We start from the raw sequence: 2,558 nt of genomic DNA, 5'->3' as shown, positions 1-2,558 counted from the left end.
CAGCCATGTTGTCCGGGTGCAGGGTACGGCCGGTGCCGCCACCAGAGGCCACGGAGAAGTACTTCTTGCCGGCGAGCACGCGCTCCTTGAAGTAGGTGCCGGCGACCGGGTGCTGGAAGCGCGTGGGGTTGGTGGAGTTACCGGTGATCGAGATGTCGACGTTCTCGTGCCACATGATGGCAACGCCCTCGCGGACGTCGTCGGCACCGTAGCAGTTGACCTCGGAGCGCGGACCATCTGAGTACGGGATCTTCTCGACGATCTTGAGCTCGCCCGTGAAGTAATCGAACTGGGTCTTCACGTAGGTGAAGCCGTTGATGCGGGCGATGATCTGGGCGGCGTCCTTGCCAAGACCGTTCAGGATGACGCGCAGCGGCTTCTTGCGAGCCTTGTTGGCGTTCAGCGCGATGCCGATGGCGCCCTCGGCGGCAGCGAAGGACTCGTGGCCAGCCAGGAACGCGAAGCACTCGGTGTCGTCACCGAGGAGCATAGCGCCCAGGTCACCGTGGCCCTTGCCGACCTTGCGGTCCTCGGCAACGGAGCCGGGCACGCAGAAGGCCTGAAGGCCCTCACCGATGATCGCGGCGGCCTCGGAAGCGCTCTTGGCGCCCTTCTTGATGGCGAGCGCGCAACCGAGGGTGTATGCCCACTTGGCGTTCTCGAACGCGATGGACTGGACATCGGTCACGATCTCGCGCGGGTCGATGCCCTTGTCCTGGCAGATCTGCAGAGCTTCCTCGAGGGAGGAGATGCCGTTCTCGGCGAGGCACGCGTTGATCTTATCGATGCGGCGCTCGTAACCTTCGAAGCTGATAGCCATGGTTCGTTCCCTCCCCTTCTACTCGTGAACCGGGAACACGGACTCGACGGTGTGCGTCTCCTCATCCGTGCGCGGATCGATGTACTTAGCGGCGGCGTCCCACTGGCCGTAGTGGCCCATGGCGCCCTTGATGGCATCCTCGGGGGAAACGCCCTTCTTGAGGGCGTCGGTGAACTTGCCGAGGTTCAGGAACTCGAACGCGATGATCTCGTTCTTGTCGTTCAGCGCCATGCGGGTGACATAGCCCTGGGAGAGCTCGAGGTAACGAGCACCCTTGGCCTTGGTGCCGAACATGGTGCCAATCTGCGAACGAAGGCCCTTGCCGAGGTCGTCGAGGGAAGCGCCCACGGGCAGGCCGTCCTCGGAGAATGCGGTCTGGCTGCGGCCGTAGACGATCTGCAGGAACAGCTCACGCATGGCGACGTTGATGGCGTCGCACACGAGGTCGGTGTTGAGCGCCTCAAGGATGGTCTTACCGGGAAGAATCTCGGAGGCCATGGCTGCGGAGTGGGTCATGCCCGAGCAGCCGAGGGTCTCGACGAGGCACTCCTCGATAACGCCCTCCTTGACGTTGAGCGTAAGCTTGCATGCGCCCTGCTGCGGGGCGCACCAGCCGACACCGTGCGTGAGGCCGGAGATGTCCTTGATCTCCTTTGCCTGGATCCACTGGCCCTCCTCCGGGATGGGCGCAGGGCCGTGGTATGCGCCCTTGGCGACAGGGCACATGTTCTCCACTTCTGCTGAGTACTGCATGCCTCTCCTCTCTGTTGTGCCTTTTCCGACGAGCCATGACGACATGGCAAGCCGGAGCTGACATGCACTCTTATTCTACCGCGACTTGTCCAGAGTATTTTCGGCGAGTGGTGCATTTTCTTGAAGGAATGGGATACGAACGTGATGTGCTGCGCGTCGCAAAGAAACCCAGGAGGTACTCTACAAGGCGCGGCGGGTACGGATAAGTGCGGCGACCACGGCGCCTGTCACGCCGCCGCAGCAATCGAGCAACACGTCCGACAGCTGGCCGGAGCGGCCGCTCACGAAGAGCTGGATTGTCTCATCGATCGATGGCGTGAGCACCAAAACGAGGCACACGGCGAGCACCTGCCAGGGCTGCACGCGACGACAGAGGCTGAATGCGTTCGTCGCAAGCACGCCGAGCACGGCGTACTCGGTGAAATGCGCCGCCTTGCGCACAAGAAAGTTCGTGACCCAGGCGTTCGGCATGCCGAGCATCTCGAGCGCGTGGCGCACCGCCTGCACGACAGACAGGCTCAAGCTGCCGCTCTCGCTCCCCGGAACGAGGGAGTTTCCCCAGATGAAGAGCATCATGAGCACCATGGCGACGAACCATGGCGCGCGGATTTGCGCCGGTGCGATGCGGGTCTGATCCGGCAACAGACGCTACGCCTCCGCCTGCAGCGCAGGCATGGAAGCCGTGCCGCCCTGGATGACGCGCAGATACTCGCGGCTCGAACGGCGCACGGCGGGTGAGGCAATCTGGCCGAGCTCCTGCTCGATGAGCTCGTTCACATGCGCATGCATGCGGTTCGCGCGACGGCCTTCCGCGATCGCGTTGGCACGCGAAGGGTTCTGGTTGAAGGCCGCGGCCTGCGAGGCGGGTGCCGCGGTGCGGACAGGCGCCTCGGGCTCGGCAAGGATGTCGAGGGCGGCAGACCACACGTTGCGGCGGTCGGCGAAGGCGTCCTGCGCAGGCGCTGCCGGCGTCATCGCGGCGGGC

Annotated in this window: 4 protein-coding genes; all 4 read right to left on the bottom strand. The window is 64.1% G+C overall.

All coding sequences use genetic code 11. The features are described 5' to 3' along the window. Nucleotides 1-820, bottom strand: an 820-nt coding sequence (locus tag QZ079_RS09055) for a GGGtGRT protein (protein WP_297037522.1), incomplete at its 3' end; no start/stop codon positions are given. A gap of 18 nt (nucleotides 821-838) precedes the next feature. Continuing rightward, nucleotides 839-1,573 carry an iron-sulfur cluster assembly scaffold protein gene (locus QZ079_RS09050; RefSeq protein ID WP_297037521.1) on the bottom strand — a complete coding sequence of 245 codons (735 nt, stop codon included), beginning with the start codon at nucleotides 1,571-1,573 and terminating at the stop codon, nucleotides 839-841. Between the two features lie 180 nt (nucleotides 1,574-1,753). Beyond that, nucleotides 1,754-2,215: a VanZ family protein gene (locus QZ079_RS09045; protein WP_297037520.1), complete on the bottom strand. Its 462-nt coding sequence runs from the start codon at nucleotides 2,213-2,215 to the stop codon at nucleotides 1,754-1,756. 6 nt (nucleotides 2,216-2,221) lie between these two features. Then, a partial coding sequence (locus tag QZ079_RS09040; protein WP_297037519.1) for a hypothetical protein occupies nucleotides 2,222-2,558 on the bottom strand: 337 nt, incomplete at its 5' end.

It is taken from the genome of uncultured Enorma sp., from assembly GCA_905210055.1.
Classification (GTDB): Bacteria; Actinomycetota; Coriobacteriia; order Coriobacteriales; family Coriobacteriaceae; genus Enorma.
This window is presented reverse-complemented; position numbering and strand designations above follow the sequence as displayed.

Bases quoted from the DNA above. Each gene is read 5' to 3' on its own strand.
- QZ079_RS09050 (WP_297037521.1), bottom strand. From the start codon at position 1,573: ATGCAGTACTCAGCAGAAGTGGAGAACATGTGCCCTGTCGCCAAGGGC.